The sequence below is a fragment of the Pantoea sp. A4 genome (genome assembly GCF_000295955.2).
GTDB lineage: Bacteria > Pseudomonadota > Gammaproteobacteria > Enterobacterales > Enterobacteriaceae > Pantoea > Pantoea multigeneris.
The window spans coordinates 1-23,129 of the sequence record NZ_ALXE01000053.1 but is presented as its reverse complement, the minus strand read 5'-3'; the positions used below and the strand labels follow the sequence as shown (position 1 = coordinate 23,129).

Below are 23,129 nucleotides of genomic sequence, written 5' to 3'. Positions count from 1 at the left end.
TAATCTGCCCGTCGAAATGATTCAAATGTTGCGACATAAGAAAAACAGATACATCCAGTGTAACAAATGAATCATCCAGCATTTAATGCTGCTAAATAGGTAATTCAAAGCATCCGAGGCCGATTTACCCCCCTTCCTACAGTGATAGCATGTGCAATCCCACCTCGCTTGTAAGGCCTATGCTTATTGTGATTTTTGTGCAATTTAATAATAAATTCATGAAGTTAAGCTTGTTTCCATGCTATTGGCTGGACAAGGCTCGATATTTGACCTGCGTGTGCTTTCCCGATACTTTGGAATTCCGCTGGATACGTTCCCAACGGGACAGCGTCTCGGCATATCTATGCAGAATATGAAGACTCCCTCGTGATATCACTTCACGCCGCTTATGCACTCAGCCACCTGAGAACAGTTCATACAAGGATGTAAGGTCCTGGGATGAAACGCTCAGGAAATCGGCGTCTGAGTGACTAAGGCAGGAAAGACTCCTTCGCTGCGCGCTGTGCCCTAAAAAAATAAGCAGGTAATGTCAAAAGAGCAGTTTTAAGGAGGCCCACATGTCCACTCAAAAACCGTACCCATACGGCTTATACGATCCCGCCCAGCAGAGCGATAGCTGTGGTGTTGGTTTTATTACCCGTAAAGATGGCGAACAGACCCATGAGATTCTGGCGATGGCGCACAGTGCGCTGTGTACCGTTCCTCACCGTGGAGGGATGTCTGCCGAGGGCGTAGGTGACGGTGCCGGTGTGAACGTGGACCTCTCACTGAACTTCTTCCGCAAAGTAACGGGTCAGCCGCTGGAAGCTGGCCGTTTCGGTGTGGGCAACTTCTTTGTGCCAAAAGACGCAGAGCTGCGCGCTAACGCTGAGCGTCTGGTGGAAGATACGCTGGCCACTTATGGCCTTGAAGTGCTGATGAAGCGCGACCTGCCGCTGGATAACAGCGTCACTCGCCCAGCGGCTGTGCAGTTCCAGCTGCCTATCGCACAGTGGATCTTTGCTGCGCCACAGGGCGTTAGCGATCAAACCGAATTCGAAAAAGTTATCTATCGCGCGCTGTTGGATATCGAAGCCCGTGCCTTTACTGACAGCAGCTACGGCGGCTTGTACCCGCTCTCTCTGTCTTCACGCACTCAGGTATTCAAAGCGCGTCTGAACTCTAATGAAGTGATCCCTTACTTCAAAGACCTGACCGATGAAGATCACCAGGTACGCGGTCTGTTCTTCCACACCCGTTTCTCGACCAACACCGACCCGCATACCACCATGGCGCAGCCGTTCCGCCTGATGGCGCACAACGGTGAGTTGAACACCGACCGTAAAAACCGCATTGCCGAAGCGGCACTGATGCTGGCTCGCGGCAAAACGATCGTACGTCCAAAAGGCCAGTCTGACAGTTCACGTCTGGACCAGAGCATCCACAGCCGTCTGATGGAAGACAATCTCGATCTGATCACCGCCGTGGTATCTATGATGCCGCCAGCGTGGGAAAACGATGAGTTCCTGTCAGAAGAAGTGCGCGCGATGCTGGAGTACTTCTCGCTGTACGAAGAGAAAAACGATGGCCCAGCGGCACTGATCTTTGGTAACGGTGAAGTGATTGGCGCGCGTCTGGACCGTCTTGGTCTGCGCCCACTGCGCTCCGTTGAAACCGCTGACTATATCGGTGCGATGTCCGAAGCCGGTCAGATCGCCTTCCCACCGGAGAGCGTACTGCGTCGTGGCCGTATCGAAGCGGGCGGTATGCTGTACTGGGATCACAAAGAACAACGCAGCTACACCACGCACGAAGCGCTGGAAAAACTGGCTGCGGTAAAAGATTACAAAGCGCTGCTGCGTGCAGCACGCGTTGACCTGAAAGAGCTGCCAACCGTACCGGCTGAGAAGCTGGGCTCACCGCTGCGCTACAGCGGTGACCTGAAAACGTACCAGCGGTTTGTGGCTTACTACTACAACCAGGAAAGCTTCAAATTCATGATGGACCCGATGCTGGCAACCGGCGCAGAGAAAATCTCTGCCATGGGTTACGGCAATGCGATTAACGGCCTGTCCGATCATGAAGGTGGCGTTGCCCACTACTTCTCACAGCGTTTTGCTCAGGTCACCAACCCACCGCTGGACTCCATCCGCGAAGTGGACGGTATGACTCTGCGCGTGGCGCTGGGTGCGAAGCCACACCTTGGCCGCAGCAAAGGCAAACAAATTGTCGTGCCAACCCCAATCCTGACGCATCTGGATATGCTGCAACTGCGTGAGCAGGACGTCGCGCCTTATCAGCGTTTCGATATGCTGTACACGCCAGTCATTGGTACTGACAGCATCAGCCGCGCCGCGAATGAAAACGCGCTGGAGCAGGCGATCGATGACCTGGCGCAGCAAGTGGTGGATTTCGCCCGTGAACAAGGCGGTATTGCGGTACTGACTGACCGCCACATCTCTTCCAGCCGTGCCGGTATGCCAATGCTGCTGGTGGTTTCTGCCATCAACCAGCGCCTGGTACAGGAAGGCCTGCGTCTGGATGTTTCCCTGGTGGTTGAGAGCGGACAGAGCATCTCTTCCCACCATATCGCTGCGGCACTGGGCTTCGGTGCTTCTGCTATCTATCCGCTGGGCGTACAGATGCGTGCGGAAGAGAAGTACGGTGAAGGCGAAGAAGGCAACAAAGCGTTTAAACGCTATGCCAAAGCCGCAGAAAAAGCATTGATGAAAACCATGGGTAAAGTGGGTCTCTGTACGGTTGAGAGCTACACCTGCGGTGAATTCTTCGAGCCGAACTTCCTTAACACCGAAGATCGCGTGCTGAAGAAATATTTCCCGAATATCAAAACGCCAGTGGGCGGTGCGGGCTTCGCGACCATCGCGCAGATGGCGCACGACTGGCACCAGAGCGCCCTGAAAATCCAGGGTGAGTCTGAAGTACCCTTGCTCGGCCTGTTCAAAGAACGTGCCGAAGGCGCGGGTCACTCTTACGGCACCATTGCGGTACGTACCTTTATCGACATGACCGAGCAGCCGATCCGTTTTGCGGAGAAGCCACAGGAAGAAGATAACTTCATCCGCCTGCTGACGCTGTCTAAGCTGGAAAGCGCGCTGAACATCAAAGCCGCAGCCTTCACGAAAACCAGCTTCGAGCGCATCCCGGATGACGTGATCAACAATTTCCAGATCACCGCTGACTACCGCCAGTTCTCCAGCCTGATGCTGGAAGAGCGTAAGCGTCGTCCTGCGGCACTGCGTGACATCCTCGCGTTCCCGGCGGATCTGACGCCAGTGGATAGCGAAGCAGAATTTGCTCGCAAACTGGGTCGCTACTCGCTGGTGAACAACGGCTATGCCATTCGTGGCCTCTCTTGCGAGAGCAGCAGCGAAGGTGAGTTTGTCCTGCGTCTGAGCAACACCCTGTCAGGCCTGAAACCTCAGTCCGATCGTCTGGCAGCGCTGGCTCGTGCACTGCAAGGCCGTTTCAATGAAGCTATCAGCCAGGCAGAAGTGGTAGATGAAACCCTGCGTATCAGCGCTACTGGCAAAGCGGCAGATTATCTGTCACGCATCTTTACTGCTCAGCCTTCTATCGAACTGAGCGAAGTACAGCCAGCGTGCGAAATCACCCGTACCTTTGCTTCTGGTGCTATGAGCCACGGTGCTCTGGTAGCCCCAGCCCATGAAGCTGTCGCGCACGGAACCAACATGGTTGGCGGCATGAGTAACTGTGGTGAAGGCGGTGAACACTACTCCCGTCATGGCACCATCCGCGCTTCGCGTATCAAACAGTTAGCTTCTGGTCGCTTCGGCGTCTGGGCGGCCTATCTCGCCGACCCGATGCTGGAAGAGCTGGAGATCAAAATCGGTCAAGGTGCAAAACCAGGTGAAGGCGGTCAGTTGCCTGCGCCGAAAGTGACGGTTGAGATCGCCGCAGCGCGTGGCGGTACGCCGGGTGTTGAGCTGGTTTCTCCACCGCCGCACCACGACACTTACTCTATCGAAGATCTGGCGCAGCTGATCCACGACTGTAAAGCAGCACGCGTGCGCGTTATCGTTAAACTGGTCTCTTCTGAAGGTATCGGTACGATCGCTGTTGGCGTAGCAAAAGCGGGCGCGGATGTTATCAACGTAGCCGGTAACACCGGGGGCACGGGTGCGGCTTCTGTTACCAGCCTGAAATACACCGGTCGTGTGGCGGAAATCGGTATTGCGGAAGTACACCAGGCACTGTGTGCTAACGGCCTGCGCGATAAAGTTCTGTTGCGCTGCTCTGGCGCACAGCAGACCGGTAGCGATGTGATCAAATCTGCCCTGTTGGGTGGTGATAGCTTCGAATTCGGTACTACTGCGCTGATGATGCTGAAGTGCGTCATGGCGAAAAACTGTAACGTGAAATGCCCGGCCGGTCTGACCACCAATGCCGAAGCCTTTGATGGTGACCCACGCCAGCTGGCGCAGTACTTCATCAACGTTGCTCAGGAAGTGCGTGAGATTCTGGCTCGTCTTGGCCTGCGTTCTCTGCGTGAAGCGCGCGGACGCTCTGACCTGCTGCACCTGATGGAACACCCGCTGGAAGTAGGCAGACTCGACTTCCGCGCCATGTTAACCGTGGTACCAGAAGTCAAAATCCACAATCCGGTCTATCTGGAAAAAGATTTCGAGCTGGACAACGCCTGGGTTGAAGAACTCAACAACGCCTGGCATCTCAACGCGAACGCACCAGTTCAACTGGGCAATGGCGTAGCGCTGAACAACCGTAACAAGAGTGTTGGTGGCCAGTTAGCTATCGATATCGAACGCGTACTGAACTACAAGCTTTCTGCTGAGCAAGTGGCTGCGCATCCAGCTGTGTTGCAGGATGACCGTGGTCGCCGTTACCTGGCACCGCGCAGCGTGAACGTCTCTACTACCGGTTCTGCGGGCCAGTCTTTCGGTGCCTTCTGTAACGATGGTATGCAGATGAAGCACAGCGGTACCTGTAACGATGGCGTAGGTAAAGGCCAGTGTGGCGGGGAAATCCTGGTGCTGTCTCCGGGCGGTGGCTCACAAGAGAGCGATGGCAACGTACTGATCGGCAACTTCGCCCTGTTCGGTGCCACTGGTGGACGCCTGTTTGTTCAGGGTCAAGCCGGTGACCGCTTCGCGGTGCGTAACTCTGGTGCGACTGCCGTGGTAGAAGGCGTGGGTGATTTCTGCTGCGAATATATGACCAACGGTGCAGTACTGAACCTTGGCAGCTTTGGTAAAGGTTTCGGTAACGGGATGAGCGGTGGCTTCGCCTACCAGTATGACCCGTACCACAAACTGGCTAGCCTGGCATCGGTGGATTCCGTGTTGTTTGGTGCCATCACCGATGACAACGAAATGGCGCGCGTCCACAAAGAAGCGGTCTTCACCATGCTGAACTGGCACGTTGAAGCGACTCAGTCACCACGTGCGGCCTGGTTGCTGGAGCACTGGGAAACCGAGTGCCACAACTTCGCCTACGTGATGCCACGTTCACTGTTGCTGTATCAAGACAGCGCAGAGATCCTGAAAGCGAAAGCGCGTAAAGATCTGCTGGAAGAGCTGTCTACGGCACTGGCGACCCATCAGGTCACCAAGTTCAAAGCCGCATGGCGCAGTGGTAAAACCATCGCTAACGGTGCAGTTCCTGCCTATGGCGCAACGGATACGCCAGAGATGTTTGTACTGCTGAACAACTACACCGTGCTGAGCTTTGCACAGCAACTGGCCCTGACCAAACTGCCTAAAGGCACTGCGGTTGATGGCCCTGAAGTTGAAAAAGCGGTACGCAACCTGCTGATGACAGAAGACTTCTCGTTGATCAGCAAATTGCAGCGCCATGCGCGTTCAGCGATTGAAGGCTACAGCGATGATGAACTGGCTAGCCTGATCGCCAACAAGCGTATGACCGATTATAAAGCGGCATTGACGCAGCGTAATATTCGCTCGATGGACAGCCTGGCAACCTATGGCTGGATCATTTATCAGGATGCTTCAAACCGTGAAGTACTGGGTAAACTGCCTGATTTCGAAGAGCTGTTCGCCCGCGCTGCACTGCCGGAAATCGCTGCTGCTGTCGGAAAATTGTCCTGACAGCAGGCAGGAAGCATGTGAATATTGACTGAATAAGACGAACGGGATTGAGCACAGAAAACTGATGAAAATACCTTATATTCCTGAAGACGCCCCTTTTAATGGCGAGCAGAAGTACTGGCTGGCAGGTTTCCTCGCTGGACTGCATTCACGCTTACTGGTACTCGAAGACAAACAAACTGCAGCAGCGCCTGGCGCTGCTGCCCAGACCCAGCTGCACATCCTGTTTGGTTCACAAACCGGTAATGCAGAAGCTCTGGCACAGAGTGCAGCCAAAGTTGCCCGTTCGAAAGGTCTGGTGCCGGTTATCTCGGCACTGGACGACGTCGATATGGATGTGTTCGCCACCATGCGCCACGTCCTGATCGTCACCTCTACTTATGGCGAAGGCGAAATGCCGGACAACGCCCAGCTGTTCTGGCAGGCGCTGTCCGCCAGCACCGCGCCGCGTCTGGAGCAGATGCACTTTGCCATTCTTGCTATCGGCGATACCGGCTATGACGGTTTCTGCCAGGCAGGTAAATTCTTTGATATGCGTCTGGAGCAGTTGGGTGCGAAGCGCCTGACCGATCGTATCGATTGCGACATCGATTTCGAACAGCCTTCCAGCGACTGGATCAACGCGACCATGCCGCAGTTTGCCGCTAATGCGGGCAGCAACGGCCCAGCGTTGGATAACCAGCCGGAAGCGCCTGTCATCCCAGGCAGCAACAAACAAAACCCGCTGGCCACTGCGATGCCAGTGAACAAGCGCCTCTCTGGTGAGCAATCTGGCAAAGACATTCGCCACTTTGAATTCGACATCAGCGGTAGCGGCCTGACCTATGAAGCGGGCGACGCGCTGGGCGTGTTCCCGGTTAACGATCCGGATCTGGTACAGCTGCTGCTGACCCAGCTCAAGGGCGAATATGACACGCCGGTGCCAGGCTTCGAACGTAATCTCGGTGACCTGCTGACCTATCAGTTTGAGATTTCAGAGCCATCACGCAAGTTGATCGACTGGGTGGGACAGAACACCACCAATCAGGAACTGCGTCATATTTTGCAGCACGACGACAAAGATACACTGGGCGTATGGCTGTGGGGCAAAGATACCCTTGATCTGCTGCAACTGGATCTGACCCGCACGCTGAGCGTGCCAGAGTTTGTCGCGATGCTGCGTCCGCTGCAACACCGTGCTTACTCCATCTCTTCCAGCTCGAAAGCGCATCCAAACCGCGTCCATCTAACCGTCGCTGCCGTGCGCTTCCACAGCGGTGGTCGTGAACGTAGCGGCGTGTGCTCCACCTATATGTCGGACCGTATCGGTCGTGGCGATCAGCCTGCGATCTTTATCTCACCGAACAAGAGCTTCCGTGCCCCTGCCAGCGGCGATGCGCCACTGATCATGGTTGGCCCAGGTACAGGTATCGCTCCGTTCCGTGCCTTCCTGCAAGAGCGTGAAGCCACGGGCGCAAAAGGTAAAAACTGGTTGTTCTTCGGCGATCAGCATCAGGAACACGACTTCATCTATAACGATGAACTGGCAGCCTGGCAGGAAAGTGGTTTACTGACCCGTCTTGATTTAGCGTTCTCACGCGATCAGGAGAAAAAGATCTACGTACAGACGCGCATGCTGGAACAAGGTGCTGAGCTGTGGGCGTGGCTGGAAGAAGGCGGTCACTTCTATGTGTGTGGTGATGCTTCACGCATGGCTAAAGACGTTGATCGTGCCCTGTTCGATATCGTGAGCAAGTTTGGTGGTCTGTCTGCGGAGAGCGCAGCAGCCTACATCGATCAGCTGAAGAAAGAGAAACGCTATCTGCGTGACGTTTATTAATCTTCTGCTGTGAGTGAAAAAGCCGGTAACCGCAAGGGAGCCGGCTTTTTTTATATCGATTTAGCGGTAGCTGACGGTGAGAATGCCTTCACGCTGGCTGCTGTCCAGCCATGCCAGCTGGGCTTGAGTGCGGTTATCGTTGAAGGCCAGTGCGGAGGTCGTGCTGACCTTTAACGCCCGCTGCTGGAACTGCCCCTGCTGATAGCAGTTACTGGCAACCGTCGCCTGATCGACGCTGATACGGCAAGCCGGTTCATAAATCTCCCCGCTAAAAGCCACCCGTCCGCTGGAGACCACGCCAAAACGCTCTGCTGCCGTTGCCTGCTGCACGACGCCCGCCAGCAGTAATGCGGCAACCAGTCCTGACTTTGCAATAACCCGAACAGATATCGTCATGTTGTGTTCCTCTCTCAATCATCAGGGGCGGCCCTGTGTTAAATCGAGCATACAACAAGATTTTTCCGAGTGAGAACACACTTGTGAATGATTAGCAGATGTTTATTTCTATTGTTTCCTGACAATTAATTTATAAAAACGATCAATGATATATTGACGAAGTTATCGCAAATAAAAACCATAAATTCAGGACATAAGACAAATCTGGCAGATGAATCACCTGGCAATAAATCTACACTCACCTGATGACAGAATGGCGAAAAAGGCGAATTTGTTGGCAGGAGACAAAGTTGGGAGGGTGATAGGATAAAAATGCAGCGATCCAGCGAGTAAATTTCCGCCAGACAATGAGCTATTCGTGCTACTGCACTCAAGCCCGGTGAGCAGGCTTGAGTGCAGTACGCTTATTTGAACGTCACATCCACGTTGGCTGAGGCGTTGAATGTACCAATGGCCGGGGAGCTATTGATCCAGCGCAGGCTGGCAACAAAATCATTCTGCACCACTTGTCCGTTGGCATAGCCCAGCAGCGTGCTGGTGTTAAACGGAATAAAACTGGTCGGCGCGGAGGCCGGGGAGATAGAGATACCAAAACCGCTGCTGCTGGTCGGCATCAGCATATCGGTGCCACTGGTGGGATACGTGGTGCTGAAACTCGCCATCAGCGTCTGTCCCTGGCAATCCTGGCCGGTGCCCGTCAGGTTAGCGACTACCGAGAACGGTACCTGTTTTTCTGTTACCCCAGCCACGGCATTGCTGGCGCGAATCGTGCCGAAATTCACGATCGATCCGTTGTTCCCTGCCACGCTGATCTGCGGCTGACAGGAGATAAAACGAATGTTCCCGAGGCCCGTGATATAGGCGCGGAAGTTGCTGTTTGGCGTGCTGTTCAGACCCAGGACGCCATCCACCTGGAATACCGCATATTTGCCACTGTTAGCGATGCGACCGCTGGCTGGCGGTGCACTTCCGGTGGCTTTGATAAACACCGAATAGCTGACCGTTACCGTGAGAGAACGTGCAGGTGAAGCACAGCCAAAACCATAGCGGCGGCAAGAAGTGCCTGGACCAACATCGTTACGTTGCCCGGGAATTAAGGTGATATTGACGCTGTTGTACGTCACGCCGACCTGAATTGAGGGGTCAATGCTGCGGAGTTCACTTTGCGGGTCCCAGTAGAGATAGGCATCTTCTCCGCCAGGATAGTTATTGGTATCAGAGCATTTAAACGTCGAGGTGTAGTTCTGCGAACGCCACAAGATCGTCCCGGCCTGGAGCGTCGCGGTTGAGACCTGAATGTCTTTATCAATATTGATCACCTGCGACAGGCTCCCGGTGGAAGCCTCAACGCAGGAGAGTGCCCAGGTCAGCGGGGAAAACAGGCAAAAAACCAGGCCCACCAGGGTAATAACCAGATATTTAAATTTTTTTAGCAACGCGGATACCTCGACTTCATCCTGTTAATTTTGCTGGCAAACCAGCGTTAATTCCTGATATCCCGCCGTGCTCGCTTTGAGCTCAGGTAGCGTAATCTGGCAGCTCTCCCCTTTCACGTCTCCCCATTTCACCAGCAGCGACTCTTCACTCTTCACACCCGCGACGAAGGTATCGCCGTTGGTGCCGACGGTGCCAATATTGCTGCCTGCCGCGTTGAAGACCGAAGCACCAATCATTGGCACATCCCCTTTGTTGAGATGCGCATGAATCAGCACACTCTGCCCGCTGCGGGTGTCAAAGGTGACGCGACTGATGGCACCATAAGTCGGCACCACATCTTTCGCGGCCGAAGGAATATCCAGTCCGGCACCAATATCTTCAGTGCGCAATGCCACGCGGTTATGACGATACGGTGTGGCGGAGTTCATCACTGCATAGCCAAAGTGGTCAATCGAAACCCCTGGCTGGTTCTCCAGACGTACGCCCTGCGCACCTTTGGCTTCCACTAACACTACGGTGTTCTGTAATGGCTGACTCAGCGTGACACCACCGCTGTGGGCTAAGGCGCCGCCTGCCAGATTCAGCGAGGTCTGCTGGTAATTGCCACTCCAGGTATAGCCCAGTTCCGCTGTGCCCATGCTGCCCATGTAGCTCAGATCCGCCGTGCTGGTTTGTCCTGAGCCGCTGGCGTGGCCGCTCTGCAAATAATAGTTCAGGCGGTTGTCATCCAGCGCGCTGCCCGAGATCCCAGTGTTGTAGCTGTCACCGCTCTGTTTGCTGTGCGTCATATTCAGGCTCACGTTCATCGGGTGATGCTCAAAGGCGCTGAACGGTATGCTGACGGTAAGGGTGGCGCTACGTTCGTTCTGACCATAGTTGCTACGGCTATCCTGCACGTAGAGACCATAGCTGACATCGTGCCAGGTGCTGTTGATCCCGGTCTGAATGGTACGATCGCGATTCTCAGTACCCCAATAGGTCTGATTGGTCACGCTGGTGTACAGCGTGAACGGGCCAACGTGCTGGTTGAGTGTGATCTCCAGCCGCTGACGTTTGTTGTTATAGGTGCTGGTGTAGTAATACTTATGCTGATTCTGCGCCCAGGCTGGCACACCGGTTTCCGTGTCGTCGGTATCCGTATACTGATTACGATACTGACCATTCTCGTAGTCGGCGCGTTCTGCCACCATATCGCTGAAGTCGTAATAGCCGGAGGTCGAGTAGCGATAACCGGCAATTTGCAATTCCGTTCCCAGGGTGTTCAGGGATTTTGAGTAGAGAAAGCGGAAGCTCTCCCCCTGCTTGTCATCACCGTTGGCCAGTGAAGTCTTCGCCCAGGCTGCATCAAACGAGAGCGCCCCAAACATGCCAAGGTTTTTACCTATCCCCACCACCGCAGAGCTGTAGTGATCTGCCAGCAGCACGCCGCCGTAGGGCGTCATTTCATGGCCGATACCCCGGGACAGCGTGCCCTGCACAAAGCGCGGATGATAGTTAGTGGAACCATCCACGTACTTACCCGCGGTCAGCGCATAATCCCAGATCCCCTCACGCAGCATGTTGGTCACCGAGGAGTAAGGCACCGTGAAGTGCTGCTGCGAGCCATCGGCTTCGTTGACTGTGACCTGTAAATCACCGCTCAGGGTGCTGGGGTAAATGTCCGTCAGCGAGAACGGGCCGGGGGCGACGTTGGTGCTGTAAACGGTATAGCCATTCTGCCGCACGTCTACGCGAGCGTTGGTTCTTGCCACACCGCGCACCACTGGCGCATATCCGCGCAGGCTATCTGGCAGGATGTCGGTAACGCTGGAGATTTGTGCGCCACGGAACTGGAAGCTATCAAACACCGCGTTATCGGTGCTGCTCTGGCCGAGCAGCAGGCGAGAACGCCACGGAACAATATCAGTTTCCGCCCAGGTGGAAATAGACTGCCAGCGACTCCCGGCACCACTTTGCTGCTGCCAGGTCGAGTTATTACGCAAGCGCCAACGGCCCAGGTTGAGGCCATTGTTAGTCGAGAGATAATAATAACGAGTATCGCCATTCGCCCCACTGGCGCGAGTGCGATAATCGGAACCGCTAAAATTATAATTGACGAAAGCCGCATTAATGCCGTTATCGTAGACGCGGGGAGAAATTTCCCCTTTGGGTTGCGCCTGCATAAAGATCTGCGGCACTGAAATATCGACTCGCTGTACGCCAGCGTCATAAGTCAGTGATGCGCCTTTGATGGCCTGGGTTAAATCAACACAGTCATCCTTAGCATCGATACCATTCAGTTGCACGCCGTAGGAAAATAATTCCTGAGCGGAAATGCACGGGCGAATAGGTAATTTCGGGTCAAATTTACGAAATTCAACATCGCGATGATCGACACGCTGTTCATTCACGTAAATATCGAACGGGTAACGTCCAGGCAGAATATCATCGCTGGCAGAGAGTTCGTTGACGATGGAAGCATCGCCATGAATAAAAGAGGTATTAAATTTTTCTTCTGCACAGGCCAGCGTGCTGCTGCAAAGCGAGACGGTGATAGCAATAATTTTCAGTGGCAGAATAAAATCAGCATGTTTTACCAACATGCTTTTATTCCACTGCGCTGCTTTCACCATGATCCGTCTCGCAATAAATGATTCTGGCCTGTTGCATTAAGCAGTTACAGGCGAGCGTCAGTCCCTGAGGAATTTCCACCAAAATCATTGATATAGGTGAACTGTACTTTGTTCGCGCTCTCGGAACCTGCTGGCAGATGAATCACAGCCTTATCAAAGGCTTTCACCATATCTGCGCTCACATCCCAGGTTTTACCCGCGCTATTTTTTAATTTCACTACGCCTAAAGTGACGTTAAGCGGGCCGGCATTCTCGATCACCAGGTTATTATTTTCCCGGTGCCATTTCAGCTTGTCAGCCTGCTGCGCCAGGGTGGTATTCAAACCTTCCGGGCGATAAAACAGTTTTACTCGGGTGCGCACCGCGATCTGTAAGACATTTTCCTGCTTCGGTGCCGGTGGAATTTCCTGCACATTCACCCAGAAAACAGATTCACGATCCTGCGGTAAGCCGGTGCCAGAATAAATAAAGCGTAAAATCGCCTCTTTTTTTCCTGCCACTTTCAGGACGGGTGGAACCACCTGAATAGGAATATTTTTTGGTACCTGGCGTGCATCTCCGTTATCCAACCATGTCTGCACCATATAAGTGTCAGGCTGGTCGTTGCGGATATCTAATGAAGCCGATTTCGCGTTACCATTGTAAATCACGCGGGTTTCGTCCACCTGAATACCAGCAACGGCATTTACGGAGACGGAGATTAACAGTGCAGCCAGTAATTTTTTCATTCATCAACTCTTCTTTGAAGACGCCGTCCCTGGCATCTACAGGGATCAGACGTTATTTGTATTCAATGGTGAAGTTAGCGTTTGCATTCGCGTCACCTGCAGTCACCGCTGAAGCGTATGACTTATAGCGTGCTTTCAGATTGAAAGTCGCAGTGCCGGTGGCGTTTTTCGAATCGGTGCTGTTATTGGTAATCGCTACCCACGGCGTGGTGCTATCTGCAGTCTGGTTAATTGGCAGTACGTTCTGCGCGTTATCCAGGATCTCGATACCTACGCCAGTTGCTGCGCTAACAGACAACAGGTTTGGGCTACCTGCAACGGTTGGGCCGTCAAAACGCAGGGTGTAGTTACCGGTTTCACAGTTGGTCAGGTTAATGGTGAAGGCTTTAGAAGCTGTCACATCACCGATTTTGGTGAAGGCACTGGTAGGGTATTTACCAATGAAAACCTGTTTGTTTTGATCGCCAGAACTCACGCTACAGGTTGAGTTCACGATGCTACCTGTGAAGGCTACTGTACCGTTGGATGCGTGTGCATTCATTGCCAGTAAGCTCAGTCCAATTGAAACCATCGGCAGCAGAATTTTTTTCATTTTTATCTCCAGAAGGGGAAGCAGTCGTTCAGTTTTAATAAGAATTTCCCCCTCCACGCACCCCTGTTACGCTTGCAGGCCATGCTGCATTTGCGTCCATGTGGTTAGGAAAACTCTTAATTCGCAGCGACTATACCGGGCTACCTTCTGGTGAATGATTGGTAATAACTTTCGTTTTCTTTACATGAATCATTAAAAACGATGAAACATAGGTGTTTTTTGTAAGTCAAATTTCGACATTATTGCGTCTTTCACCCCAGTATGAGGGCCATCTGGACGCAGTAACACACCACTAAGCCAAATTTTATCTTTTAAATTCAATGAGTAATTAAAAACACTTACCTGAAAACCTAACGGAAATTAACGTAAGCGTTTGGTACGTTTCAGGTCAAGGATCAACTCCATGACCACCTCTTCCATCTTGCGCACAAACGCTGGCGCAGGTTTCGCAAACATGCAGGAGAGCGTATGCCAGTTCACGGTTTGCCCTTCATCATCAATATGCGTCAGCGCTTTCATGTTTAACAGATTGAGATCAACCGGCCAGGAGCCAAATTTGCCGAGATGAATGGTCATATTTTTCAATAACATGCCGTTGCGAGTGAGAGTGGGGAGCGGCTGGGTACATTGCAGCTGTAGCCCATGTGCTGAGAGATCTTTTATTGCGAAGGTGTAGTTAAAACCGTCCCTGAAACGTCCTTCACAACGGAAACCGTAGTAGTCAGGCACGGTAATACGCATACTCTGACGTCGCTGGATAACGACAATTTCCTCGGGAAAACCATAAACCAGATGGCCAGCCTGCTGGTCAATGCTTTGCAGCTGCGCATTAAACTCAATTTTTTCGCCAGAACCTTTGATGACCATGGGCAGAAACTCGCTGATGGCAGACAGCTCTTCCATCCACGCCACGTGAAAGCCATTTAAATCGACCTGTAGAAAGGGGCAGCTCAGAATTTTGTCATCATAGGCGATCTCAATATGGCCGCTTTTTTTTCTGGCTTCCCGCATCATGGCGAGAATTTCGAAACGGTCTTGTTTGGTAATTTCCTTATAAAGTGTATTTTCCATCGAGAGTGAAAGTCCTTATCGCAAGCTGTGTTTAATTTGGGTTTTTTAAGAAAACAATATTTACATTTTAATCCAGGGGGTGGCTGCAATGATCAGGCTGCCACACGCTGCCGCCTGAGCTGCTCTCACACACAGTGAATGAAATTCACTGCTGTAATGCATCTGACTTTTTGCCTTGCTATGTAAATATAAAAATCGGGGAATTTGTTTTATAAAAACACATCCCTCTAAAATAGGCACTTCATCACTGCCGCGATGAAAAAATCGCAGCAACTTTTTCCGGTGCTTTTTTCCTTTCCCACAGACGCAAGGTGCCTAGCGCACCAGAAATGGCACTTAAAAAAACTTGTTATAACATACTGTTTTTATTAGTTATTTTTCCGGGTAAATTTGGTGCGCCGTTATCCTACAATAAAATTAAACATGAGTCCAGAAAGGTCTTATGGTCGCCAATTGAACGCTTTTTTAAGCGCAAATGCTGTGAGAAAAATGCACAAGTCATCATGATTTATTTAACAGCTCATCCGTTTTAACCTCGCATAAAAGCCCTGGGCACTGACAAAACCCCATTAACCTTATTTTTATAATGGTTATTTTATTGCTGCGCTTAACTATCTTTTCAGGTTTGATTTCAGGCTGCATCTGAAAAAAACCGCCGTCCTTTACAGAAAAATGTTAAGAAAGAATAAAGATTTACAGCACAAAATGTTAAATACCATTCCGATATTTTCTGCGTAAAATCATCGCTCACAAAAAATGGAATTTTAATAATAATGAAAACTAAAATCGTTGTACTGGCACTCGTCAGTACTGCTTTCTGCTGCACGGCATTTTATCTCTGGGCCAGCAACACCCGCGCAGAAAAGGATGTGTTAGCCTGCCAGCACATGACGGTTGATGACGCCGATAATATCGTCGTCAATGATTTACTCAGCAATGCGCCGGCAGAGGTGTTCAATAAGTCACGTGTGACCATTGGGTCTATTTATATACAAAAATCAGATATTTACACTATGAATCAGCGATATTATATCGTGCCATTTTCGCTGACAGGTCAGGCATCTGGTCAGTATCAGGCCACTTTTAGCTGTTCTGATACACAAAATATCCGCTACTCATCGCGTTAAATAAGGGAGTTAATCAGGGATTAAAAATCACAAGACGTGAAGAATGACGTGGGGGAAATAAGCTGTGGAAAAAAAGATTCGAATTTAAAATAAAAAAACCGGCTACTGAAGATTAGTAACCGGTTAATTGAAGCGCTTATTTTACTACGCGTAATGCTGGACGGCCGCCACGCGGTGGCGGCTCATCATCAGGCGATGAATCGTCTTCTGCATCATCTGGTCGGTTACCTTCAATGACTGACATCACCGTCTCTTCCGGGCTGTCATTTGTCACTTCGGCACCTTCTTCGTAAGCGGGTTCAGGTTCAAACATCGTCCCTGCTCCATTCTCACGCGCATAGATAGCCAGCACTGCCGCCATAGGTACGACGACTTGGCGAGGTACACCGCCAAAGCGGGCGTTGAATTCAACGACGTCATTACCCAGTTCGAGATTGCCTACTGCGCGAGGCGCAATATTCAGGACAATTTGCCCGTCACGTGCATACTCCAGTGGCACCTCGACACCTGGTAGATGGATATCCACCACCAGATGAGGCGTTAACTGATTGTCGAGCAGCCAGTCATAAAAAGCCCGTAGCAGATAAGGACGACGGGCAGTCAGTTGCGACATTTCCATGACAATTAGCTCAGACGCATTTCACGTTCAGCTTCGGTCAACGAAGCCAGGAAGGAATCACGCTCAAAGACGCGAGTCATGTAGCCTTTCAGCTCTTTAGCACCAGCGCCTGTCAGTTCAACACCCAGCTGGCTCAAACGCCACAGCAGCGGTGCAAGGTAGCAATCTACCAGGCTGAACTCTTCGCTCATGAAGAAAGGCGTACGTGAGAACAGCGGTGCAATTGCCAGCAGCTCTTCACGCAACTGTTTGCGCGCAGCATCAGCTTCAGCAGCATTGCCTTGTTCAATCTTCTTCATCAGGCTGTACCAGTCCTGCTCGACGCGATGCATCATCAGGCGGCTTTCACCACGAGCAACCGGATAAACCGGCATCAGAGGTGGATGTGGGAAGCGCTCATCAAGGTATTCCATGATGATACGAGATTCATACAGCGTCAGTTCACGGTCTACCAGCGTTGGTACAGTACCATACGGGTTGAGGTCGATCAGATCCTGCGGCAGGTTATCCATTTCAACCTGTTCAATCTCCACGCTCACTCCCTTCTCAGCCAGCACAATACGCACCTGATGACTGAAGATGTCAGTAGGACCGGAAAACAGCGTCATTACCGAACGTTTGTTGGCAGCGACAGCCATGAAAACCTCCAAGTTTGTTCACAAAAAAATACTGCGAATAGCCAACCACACGGCGACTCACCTGCTGAACCATCTGGCACTCTGACCTACCGTTCCGGTTGCCAACCGTCAGAATAATCTTTAGTCAGCAAAATAACGGTGGTAGCGAGCACAAAGTTGCAGAGAGTCTACCAGATTTTAGACACCTTGTGGGGGGCCATCGTGAGAATTGTGGGTAATTTACGTGCAGCACAGGCGTTTTCTCTACCATACGCCTGTTTTTCAGAGCTACCTTGAATTTCTGACGCGACCCCGCCAGATACAATGACGGTAGCGCGAAGTTTTCCTGCGCCAGAAAATAAAAAACCCACGCCGAAGCGTGGGTTTTTGCCAACTGTATCTGCCGAAGCAGAAACAATTAACGTTTGGAGAACTGTGGACGACGACGTGCTTTACGCAGGCCGACTTTCTTACGTTCAACTTTACGTGCATCACGGGTTACGAAGCCCGCTTTGCGCAGTTCTGAACGCAGAGATTCGTCGTATTCCATCAGAGCGCGGGTGATACCATGACGGATCGCACCGGCCTGACCTGAAATACCACCACCTTTAACAGTGATGTACAGATCCAGTTTACCAACCAGATCAACCAGTTCCAGCGGTTGACGCACGACCATACGTGCAGTCTCGCGACCGAAATACTGCTCCAGAGAGCGCTGGTTGATTACGATGTTACCGCTACCCGGTTTGATGAAGACGCGTGCGGATGAGCTTTTGCGGCGACCAGTGCCGTAGTTTTGAGTTTCAGCCATTGCCTGTAATCCCGATTAAATGTCAAGAACTTGCGGTTGCTGTGCCGCATGGTTGTGCTCGTTGCCCGCGTAAACTTTCAGTTTACGGTACATTGCACGACCCAGCGGGCCTTTCGGCAGCATGCCTTTAACCGCGATTTCAATCACACGCTCAGGACGGCGTTCGATCATCTCTGCGAAGGTCGCTTGCTTGATACCACCGATGTGGCCAGTGTGGTGATAGTAAATCTTGTCAGTACGCTTGTTGCCGGTTACAGCAACTTTTTCTGCGTTCAGAACGATGATGTAATCACCAGTATCAACGTGCGGGGTGTATTCCGCTTTGTGCTTACCACGCAGACGGCGTGCCAGTTCAGTCGCCAGGCGACCCAAGGTTTTGCCAGTTGCGTCAACAACATACCAGTCACGCTGTACGGTTTCTGGTTTAGCTGTAAAAGTTTTAATGGACATAAAAAAGCTTACCCAAATTAAGTTACACGTTGGTGAATACCCAAACGCTTAAGTAAACGATTGAGGCTCACACGACAATTTTGCCCAGTAAGCCCACCCACTTATGATGAGTTACCGGAACACAAAGGGTTTTGGGAAAAAAACCATCTGCTGTAACGTGGGGTCGCAAGATTATAGAGAAGTCATCCCTAAAGATCGAACATTTTTTTACGACCCGGCACAGTAAAAGTTACGGCAGATGTGGCAGTGCGAGGTACTCCTCACTCTGCATCTCCTGCAAGCGTGACAGACAGCGCTGATACTCAAATTTGAGCCGCGTGCCCTGATAAATTTCGAACAGCGAGGTCTCGGCGGCAACCACCAGTTTGACGTGCCGCTCGTAGAATTCATCCACCAATGCGAGGAAACGACGTGCCTGATCTTCAGTTTTGTAGATCATCACCGGCACATCATACAGCAAAACGCTATGAAAACGGCGGGAAAGCTCAATGTAATCATGCTGGCTACGCCCTTCGCCACACAGCGTGAGGAAGTTTATCGCCAGAACGCCATCACCCACGCCCAACGTTGGCATGGCACGGTGGTTGATTTCCAGCACCGGGGCTTCGTCACGCGCTTTACCAGACAGCGCCTTAAACATGCGCTCCATTTCCGCGTGGGTTTCATCGTTAAGCGGGAAGCTCCAGAGATGGGCGGAGGTTAATGTGCGCAGACGATAGTCGATGCCGGCGTCCACATTCATGATGTCGCAATGGGTTTTAATCTGTTCAATCGCAGGCAGGAAGCGCGCGCGCTGCAGACCGTTACGATAGAGGTCATCTGGTGGAATGTTTGACGTTGCCACCAGCGCGATTCCCCGCGCAAACAGCGCTTCCATCAATGTGCCCAGCAGCATGGCATCGGTGATGTCCGAGACAAAGAACTCGTCGAAGCACAGCACGTCGGTTTCGGCTTTAAAGATATCCGCAACCGTCTGCAGTGGATCGCTTTGACCCTGCAGTTTGGTCAGCTCTTCATGTACACGCAGCATGAAGCGGTGGAAGTGCAGACGGGTCTTACGCTCACCAGGAATTGACTGAAAAAACATGTCCATAACCCATGTTTTTCCACGTCCTACGCCCCCCCACATATACAACCCGCGAACGGGCTGCTGGCGGGTATTTTTTTCTTTGTTCATCAGCGAGGAGAGTCGGCCAAACAGGCCTTTAGCCGGTGCCGGGTTTCCGGCGGGCCGGGCTATCAGCGCCTGTTGAATGGCGTCCAGCCGGGTGATGGCTTCGCGTTGTACCGGATCGGGTTTGAAGTCGCCCTGCGACAGCGCCTGCTCATAGCGCGCAAGGGGAGATAAGCTTTGCATTGTTGTCTCAAAGTCCCTGTAAAAGGTCTTACACACGTATCGGTTGACGAAAAAAAGTCCGCTCTACACTAAGCGATGCTGCTCCAGAGTTCCACAACCATAAGATTAACGGGTATAGTGATTAAGAGTGAAACGGTGAATGCCCTACGGAACAACGGAAATTACACGGGAGTCTTTATGACCTGGGAATACGGGCTAATTGGTTTAGTCGTTGGTATCATTATCGGCGCAGTGGTCATGCGTTTCGGTAATAAAAAATTACGTGAGCAACGCAGTCTGCAGTACGAACTGGAGAAATCCAAAGCCGAGCTGTCTGACTATCGCGAGGAGTTAACTAACCACTTCGCACGCAGCGCTGAGCTGCTGGACAATATGGCGCGCGATTACCGCCAGCTGTATCAACATATGGCGAAAGGCTCCAGCGATCTGCTGCCGAACCTGCCGGGTGAGAAGAACCCGTTTGCCTATCAGCTGACCGAAGCAGAAGCGGATAACGATCAAGCCCCAGTGCAGATCCCGCGCGACTACTCTGAAGGTGCATCTGGTCTGTTACGCGCCGGTGAGCGTCCAGCCAGTAAATAAACATTTTGGGGCGCTCCCTACTAGCGCCCCAGGTTTTTTCCGAACCCTGACCTGAATCCACTGTCACATACTTTTACTCCCCCTTCTTTTTTGCAGCGAGCTTTGTAGCGATGAAAAAACATTCACAACTGTTAAGCGCATTAGCACTGAGTATTGGATTAGGCCTTGCCGCTGCACCTTACGCTACGGCCGCCTTACCGGCTCAGGTTCAGGGACAGGCCTTACCAAGCCTGGCACCCATGTTGGAAAAAGTGCTGCCCGCCGTAGTGAGCGTGCATGTGACAGGAACCGAGTCTGCTGACCAGGCCCAGGACATTCCTGAGCCGCTGAAAAAATTCTTTGGTCAGGGGCAAGGCAATAACAGCCAGCCACAGCCTTTTGAAGGCTTAGGGTCTGGCGTGATTATTGATGCCGCTAAAGGCTACGTCCTGACCAATAACCATGTGGTGAACGGCGCGGACAAGATTAACGTTCAACTGAGTGATGGCAGCGAATACGATGCCAAACTGATTGGGCATGATGAACAGACCGATATCGCGCTGATTCAAATTCAGGGCGCGAAGAATCTGACTCAGGTGAAGATTGCCGATTCCGACCAACTGAAGGTGGGTGATTTTGCCGTGGCGATTGGCAATCCCTTTGGTTTAGGCCAGACGGCAACCTCCGGCATCGTTTCGGCATTGGGTCGAAGTGGCCTGAATCTGGAAGGGTTGGAAAACTTTATTCAGACGGATGCTGCGATTAACCGCGGTAACTCTGGCGGCGCGCTGGTCAATCTTAACGGTGAACTGATCGGGATCAATACCGCCATCCTGGCCTCAAGCGGTGGCAACATCGGGATTGGTTTTGCTATCCCAAGTAATATGGCCTTGAATCTGGCCGATCAGCTGATTAAGTACGGCGAGGTGAAGCGTGGTCAGCTCGGTATTAAAGGCACCGAGATGACGCCAGATATTGCCAAGGCGTTTAATGTCACCGCACAGCGTGGTGCCTTTGTTTCTGAGGTATTGCCGAAGTCAGCCGCTGAGCAGGCGGGCATCAAAGCCGGTGATATTATTACTTCGGTCAATGATAAGGCGATTACCAACTTCGCCGAGTTGCGCGTGAAGATTGGCACCACGGCACCTGGCGAGAAAGTGAAGCTTGGCTTGCTGCGTGATGGTAAACCGCTGACGGTCGAAGTGACGCTGGAACAGAGTGCCCAGACCACAGCCAGCGCCCAGTTGCTCTCCCCGGCTCTGCAAGGTGCCACCCTGAGCGACGGCCAAACCAAAACAGGCGATAAAGGTGTGACGGTGAGCAGCGTCGATAAAGGCACGCCAGCTGAGCAGGTTGGCTTGCAGAAAGATGATGTGATCATCGGCGTGAACCGCAATCGCGTGCAGAATTTGGCTGAGATGCGCAAAGTGCTGGAGAGTAAGCCACCTGTGTTAGCACTGAACGTTGTGCGCGGCGGCGAGAGCATTTATTTACTGTTGCGTTAATCCCCCGTTAAGGCGGACACAACCGCGTGTTTGTCCGCCTGTCTCGTGTTATTCTGCCCTGCGATCCCCCCAGACCTGAAATAACACCATGTTTCCTAAACTTTTGCGTGCCATAGTAACGGGTTTAATTGTTGCCATGATTTTGCTGGTAGCATTACCGACTCTGCGTCAGGGTAGCAGTATCCTGTCGGACAGTAAGAGCAGTGACAGCGAAACGCCCTTTAGTTTTAATCCGGGTGTCCGTAGAGCTGTGCCTGCTGTTGTTAACGTGTATAACCGCACCAGCAATAGTAACCATGGCATTACAACCCTCGGCTCCGGGGTGATCATGAATGAGAAGGGTTACATTCTGACCAACAAGCATGTGATCAATAACGCCGATCAGATCATTGTTGCCCTCCAGGATGGACGTTTCTTCGAAGCCACGCTGGTTGGCTCAGACAGCATGACGGATTTAGCGGTGTTAAAAATCACTGCACCTAATCTGCCCGTGATTCCCATTAATCCGGCGCGTATCCCACACATCGGTGATGTGGTGATGGCGGTTGGCAACCCCTACAATTTAGGTCAGACGGTGACGCAGGGGATTATTAGCGCGACCGGCCGCATTGGCCTGAGTTCATCAGGCCGTCAGAATTTCCTGCAAACCGATGCGTCCATCAACCGGGGTAATTCCGGTGGTGCGCTGATCAATTCTCTTGGCGAGTTGATGGGCATTAATACCCTGACCTTCGATAAGAGCAACGATGGCGAGACGCCAGAAGGCATCGGTTTCGCCATTCCTACCGCTTTAGCCACGAAAATCATGGATAAGCTGATCCGAGACGGGCGCGTGATTCGCGGTTATATCGGTATTACGGGCAGCGAGTTGCCACAGTTGCACGGCCAGAGCAGCAATCTGGATCGTATTCAGGGCATTATCGTGAGTAAGATCGAGCCTGGAGGGCCAGCGGATAAAGCCGGCATTCAGGTGAATGATGTGCTGGTCAGCGTGAATAACAAACCGGCGATTTCCGCCCAGGAAACGATGGATCAGGTCGCTGAAATTCGCCCAGGCTCAGTGATTGACGTGCAGGTGCTGCGCAACGATAACAAGCTCACCCTACCCGTGACGATTCAGGAGTTCCCTGAGAGTAACCAGTAGGCCTAAGTTCCAGGTCGGTGCGGCTGGCGTTCGTGCGTTCCAGCTTGGTGCGGTGCGGCTGGCGTTCGTGCGTTCCAGCTTGGGGTGGTGCGGCTGGTGTTCGTGCGTTCCAGTCGCAGATGGCGGGGAGTGCCGTAAAGACGCCGTGAATCCTCCCTGGAGGCTCTGCCGCCGCATCCATGCGGCGGAAGCTTTACTCT

17 protein-coding genes are annotated in these 23,129 nt (G+C 52.2%); 6 read left to right on the top strand and 11 right to left on the bottom strand.

Annotated features, from left to right (window positions below; genetic code table 11):
* The first annotated feature begins 557 nt into the window (after nt 1–557).
* Entirely contained in the window at nt 558–6,083 is a 5,526-nt protein-coding gene (locus tag B880_RS0121750; RefSeq protein WP_017349580.1) for a glutamate synthase-related protein, read from the top strand.
* A gap of 64 nt (nt 6,084–6,147) precedes the next feature.
* The gene (locus B880_RS0121745; RefSeq protein ID WP_017349579.1) at nt 6,148–7,902 is read left to right on the top strand and encodes a sulfite reductase subunit alpha; all 1,755 of its coding nucleotides are present in this window, start codon (nt 6,148–6,150) and stop codon (nt 7,900–7,902) included.
* Nucleotides 7,903–7,962: 60 nt separating this feature from the next.
* On the opposite strand, the gene B880_RS0121740 is transcribed toward B880_RS0121745, so the two are convergent.
* From B880_RS0121740 to B880_RS0121715, 6 genes are all read right to left on the bottom strand, one after another.
* The gene (locus B880_RS0121740; RefSeq protein WP_017349578.1) at nt 7,963–8,298 is read right to left on the bottom strand and encodes a hypothetical protein; all 336 of its coding nucleotides are present in this window, start codon (nt 8,296–8,298) and stop codon (nt 7,963–7,965) included.
* 404 nt (nt 8,299–8,702) lie between these two features.
* Complete coding sequence (locus B880_RS0121735; protein ID WP_017349577.1) at nt 8,703–9,734, bottom strand: fimbrial protein; 1,032 nt, start codon at nt 9,732–9,734, stop codon at nt 8,703–8,705.
* A 24-nt stretch (nt 9,735–9,758) separates the two neighbouring features.
* The gene (locus tag B880_RS0121730) at nt 9,759–12,317 is read right to left on the bottom strand and encodes a fimbria/pilus outer membrane usher protein (RefSeq protein ID WP_157060603.1); all 2,559 of its coding nucleotides are present in this window, start codon (nt 12,315–12,317) and stop codon (nt 9,759–9,761) included.
* A 74-nt stretch (nt 12,318–12,391) separates the two neighbouring features.
* Nucleotides 12,392–13,075, bottom strand: coding sequence for a fimbrial biogenesis chaperone (locus B880_RS0121725; protein WP_017349575.1), 684 nt, complete (start codon nt 13,073–13,075; stop codon nt 12,392–12,394).
* Nucleotides 13,076–13,127: 52 nt separating this feature from the next.
* A complete protein-coding gene (locus tag B880_RS0121720; protein ID WP_017349574.1) occupies nt 13,128–13,667 on the bottom strand; it encodes a fimbrial protein in 540 nt (179 codons plus the stop codon).
* Nucleotides 13,668–14,027: 360 nt separating this feature from the next.
* Entirely contained in the window at nt 14,028–14,738 is a 711-nt protein-coding gene (locus tag B880_RS0121715; protein ID WP_017349573.1) for a PilZ domain-containing protein, read from the bottom strand.
* 773 nt (nt 14,739–15,511) lie between these two features.
* Here B880_RS0121715 and B880_RS0121700 point away from each other — a divergent pair.
* Nucleotides 15,512–15,865, top strand: coding sequence for a hypothetical protein (locus B880_RS0121700; protein ID WP_017349570.1), 354 nt, complete (start codon nt 15,512–15,514; stop codon nt 15,863–15,865).
* Between the two features lie 136 nt (nt 15,866–16,001).
* Here the strand turns inward: B880_RS0121700 and sspB are convergent, their stop codons facing one another.
* The 5 genes from sspB to zapE all read right to left on the bottom strand — a co-directional run bounded on the left by sspB (nt 16,002) and on the right by zapE (nt 19,719).
* Nucleotides 16,002–16,484, bottom strand: coding sequence for a ClpXP protease specificity-enhancing factor (sspB, locus tag B880_RS0121695; protein WP_017349569.1), 483 nt, complete (start codon nt 16,482–16,484; stop codon nt 16,002–16,004).
* Nucleotides 16,485–16,489: 5 nt separating this feature from the next.
* Nucleotides 16,490–17,122 carry a stringent starvation protein SspA gene (sspA, locus tag B880_RS0121690; protein ID WP_017349568.1) on the bottom strand — a complete coding sequence of 211 codons (633 nt, stop codon included), beginning with the start codon at nt 17,120–17,122 and terminating at the stop codon, nt 16,490–16,492.
* 397 nt (nt 17,123–17,519) lie between these two features.
* A complete protein-coding gene (rpsI, locus tag B880_RS0121685; RefSeq protein ID WP_017349567.1) occupies nt 17,520–17,912 on the bottom strand; it encodes a 30S ribosomal protein S9 in 393 nt (130 codons plus the stop codon).
* Between the two features lie 15 nt (nt 17,913–17,927).
* Nucleotides 17,928–18,356 carry a 50S ribosomal protein L13 gene (rplM, locus tag B880_RS0121680; RefSeq protein ID WP_007886599.1) on the bottom strand — a complete coding sequence of 143 codons (429 nt, stop codon included), beginning with the start codon at nt 18,354–18,356 and terminating at the stop codon, nt 17,928–17,930.
* A 235-nt stretch (nt 18,357–18,591) separates the two neighbouring features.
* Nucleotides 18,592–19,719 (bottom strand): cell division protein ZapE, encoded by a 1,128-nt coding sequence (zapE, locus tag B880_RS0121675; protein ID WP_017349565.1) that lies wholly within the window; start codon nt 19,717–19,719, stop codon nt 18,592–18,594.
* A 177-nt stretch (nt 19,720–19,896) separates the two neighbouring features.
* On the opposite strand from zapE, the gene zapG reads away from it, so the two are divergent.
* The 3 genes from zapG (at nt 19,897) to degS (ending at nt 22,929) form a co-directional block, all read left to right on the top strand.
* Nucleotides 19,897–20,301 (top strand): Z-ring associated protein ZapG, encoded by a 405-nt coding sequence (zapG, locus tag B880_RS0121670; RefSeq protein WP_017349564.1) that lies wholly within the window; start codon nt 19,897–19,899, stop codon nt 20,299–20,301.
* A gap of 110 nt (nt 20,302–20,411) precedes the next feature.
* Nucleotides 20,412–21,785, top strand: coding sequence for a serine endoprotease DegQ (degQ, locus tag B880_RS0121665; protein WP_017349563.1), 1,374 nt, complete (start codon nt 20,412–20,414; stop codon nt 21,783–21,785).
* An 88-nt stretch (nt 21,786–21,873) separates the two neighbouring features.
* Nucleotides 21,874–22,929, top strand: a complete 1,056-nt coding sequence (gene degS / locus B880_RS0121660) for an outer membrane-stress sensor serine endopeptidase DegS (RefSeq protein WP_017349562.1) — start codon at nt 21,874–21,876, stop codon at nt 22,927–22,929.
* The last annotated feature ends 200 nt before the right edge of the window (nt 22,930–23,129 follow it).